At 72.1% G+C, this 2,718-nt stretch carries 3 protein-coding genes; all 3 read left to right on the forward strand.

The window, feature by feature from the left end; all coding sequences use genetic code 11:
- A partial coding sequence (locus CKO13_RS11565; RefSeq protein WP_200261189.1) for an SPOR domain-containing protein occupies positions 1 to 385 on the forward strand: 385 nt, incomplete at its 5' end.
- The gene (locus CKO13_RS11570; RefSeq protein WP_200261191.1) at positions 382 to 954 is read left to right on the forward strand and encodes a CvpA family protein; all 573 of its coding nucleotides are present in this window, start codon (positions 382 to 384) and stop codon (positions 952 to 954) included. The genes CKO13_RS11565 and CKO13_RS11570, both read left to right, overlap by 4 nt.
- A 42-nt stretch (positions 955 to 996) precedes the next feature.
- Positions 997 to 2,511 carry an amidophosphoribosyltransferase gene (purF, locus tag CKO13_RS11575; RefSeq protein WP_200261193.1) on the forward strand — a complete coding sequence of 505 codons (1,515 nt, stop codon included), beginning with the start codon at positions 997 to 999 and terminating at the stop codon, positions 2,509 to 2,511.
- The last annotated feature ends 207 nt before the right edge of the window (positions 2,512 to 2,718 follow it).

Here is a 2,718-nt window from a genome sequence, read left to right on the forward strand (position 1 = left end):
CGAGGCGGATCGTCGGCGAGCCGATCCACGCCTCCAGGTAGGCCGCCGCGTCGCCGGCGAGGCGCGGCCGGGCGGCTCTGCGGAGACGGGCGCCGGCGCCTCAAGCGCCGGCGCCGGGGACAGCGGCGCCGGCGAGGGCGTCTCGCTGGGCGAGGGCGACTACGCCGTCCAGGTCGGCAGCTTCCGCAAGGAGAGCAACGCCCGCGCCGAGCGCGACCGGATCCGCGATCTCGGGATCCCGGCGTACCTGGAGGTCGTGGAGTACGAGGGCGAGACCATGCACCGCGTCCGGGTCGGGCCCGTCATGGGCCGCGAGGAGGCCGAGGCGCTCCTCGAGCGGGTGACCGAGGCGGCGGACGTCAACGGCTTCGTGGTGCAGCGATGAACTGGCTGGATCTGGCCATCCTCGGCGTGATCGGCCTCTCGGCGCTGATCAGCCTGCTGCGCGGCTTCGTCCGCGAGGTCCTGTCGGTGCTCGTCTGGGTCCTCGCCTTCGGGCTGAGCCTGCGCTTCGCCGGCGACGCGGCGGCCTACCTGGAGGCGTGGATCGGCTCGCCGACGATCCGCCTCGGCGCCGCCTTCGCGGCCATCTTCGTGGCCACGCTGGTCGGCGGCGCCCTCGTCAACCAGGCCCTCGTCACCCTGGTGGGGCGCACCGGGCTGAGCGGCACGGACCGGCTCCTCGGCGCCGTCTTCGGGGCCGGGCGGGGCGCGGTGGTCGTGGCGGCCGTGGTGCTGCTGCTCGGGCTGACGCCGATGACCGAGGAGCGGGGCTGGCGCGAGTCCACCCTCCTGCCCGGGATCCAGCCCTGGCTGTGCCGCATCGGGGCGGACCGCTGGCTCGCCCGGCTCAGCCGCCAGGTGCCGCTGCCCGGCGGGGAGCAGGCCGAGGGCCTCGAGCAGCTGCCGAGCTACTGGACGAACTACTGCGCCGGCAAGGCCGGGCCCGAGTGAGCCCGGGGCGAGCCGGCCCGGATCTGGAGGTAATAGCGAGCGATGTGCGGCGTAATCGGGATGGTGGCCCACGAGCCCGTCAACCAGGACCTCTACGAGGGGCTGACGGTGCTCCAGCACCGCGGCCAGGACGCAGCGGGCATTATCACCTACGACAACGGCCAGGTGAGCCTGCGCAAGAGCAACGGCCTGGTGCGCGACGTCTTCCGCACCCGGCACATGATGCGCCTGACCGGCAACATGGGCATCGGCCACGTCCGCTACCCGACGGCCGGCTGCGAGAGCTCCGCCGAGGCGCAGCCGTTCTACGTCAACTCCCCCTTCGGGATCTCCCTGGCCCACAACGGCAACCTGACCAACACCGAGGCCCTCCAGGAGGAGCTCTTCCGCACGGACCGCCGGCACATCAACACCAACTCCGACTCGGAGATCCTGCTCAACGTCTTCGCCCATGAGCTCGGCGAGCGCGACACCTTCAACCTCACCCCCGAGGACCTCTTCGCCGCCGTGGGCGCCGTCCACGAGCGCTGCCACGGCGCCTACTCGGCGGTGGCCATGATCAACGGCTACGGCATCCTCGCCTTCCGCGACCCCTTCGGCATCCGGCCGCTGTGCTTCGGCGAGCGGCGCACCGAGGCGGGCCGGGAGTACCTCGTCGCCTCCGAGAGCGTCGCCATGGACATGCTCGGCTTCGAGCTCATCCGCGAGGTGGCCCCCGGCGAGGCCGTCTTCATCGACATGGCCGGCGAGCTGCACACCCGGCAGTGCCAGGAGAAGGCCATCCACTCGCCGTGCATCTTCGAGTACGTCTACCTCTCCCGGCCCGACTCCATCGTCGACGGGGTCGCCGTGCACAAGGCGCGGCTGCGCATGGGCGAGCGCCTGGCGGCGAAGATGGCGCGGGTCTGGCCGGACCACGACGTCGACGTCATCATCCCCATCCCCGACACCAGCCGCACGGTGGCCATGCAGCTCGCCTACCAGCTCGGCGTCGAGTCCCGCGAGGGCTTCATCAAGAACCGCTACGTCGGGCGGACGTTCATCATGCCCGGCCAGAAGGCGCGCAAGAAGTCCGTGCGCCAGAAGCTCAACCCCATCCCGCTGGAGTTCGAGGGCAAGAGCGTCATGCTCGTCGACGACTCGGTGGTCCGCGGCACCACCTCGCAGCAGCTCGTGCAGCTCGCCCGCGAGTCCGGGGCCCGGCGCGTCTACCTCGCCTCGGCGGCGCCGCCGGTGCGCTACCCCAACGTCTACGGCATCGACATGCCGGCGCCCGAGGAGCTCATCGCCTACGGCCGCGACGAGGCGGAGATCACCCGCGCCATCGGCGCCGACTGGATGATCTACCAGGACCTCGACGACCTCAAGGCCGCCGTCGGCGACGGCAACCCGGCCATCGAGCGCTTCGACTGCTCCTGCTTCGACGGCGACTACGTCACCGGCGATGTCAGCACCGCCTACCTCCAGGACCTCTCCGAGGCGCGCAGCGACGAGGCCAAGGAGCAGTCGCGCAACGACGAGGACCTGGAGGTCGTCGACGTCCACAACCACGCCTGACGGCGTCCCGCCGGGCGCTCCGGGAATCCCTTGGCAGGGCAGGGGCCGGCGGCTCGCTCCCGGGCGGGGCCCCCGGCGGGCGTCCAGCGAACGCGCCCTTCGGGTCCCCTGCGCTTCTCGCCCGAGCGGGGCCGCGCGCTAAACTCGCTTCGCTCGGACAACGCGCGCTCGCCGAGCGGCTGGCGCCGCTCGGCGTCCCCGCTCGGG

The sequence above is a fragment of the Halorhodospira neutriphila genome (genome assembly GCF_016584055.1).
In the GTDB taxonomy this organism is placed as follows: domain Bacteria; phylum Pseudomonadota; class Gammaproteobacteria; order Nitrococcales; family Halorhodospiraceae; genus Halorhodospira; species Halorhodospira neutriphila.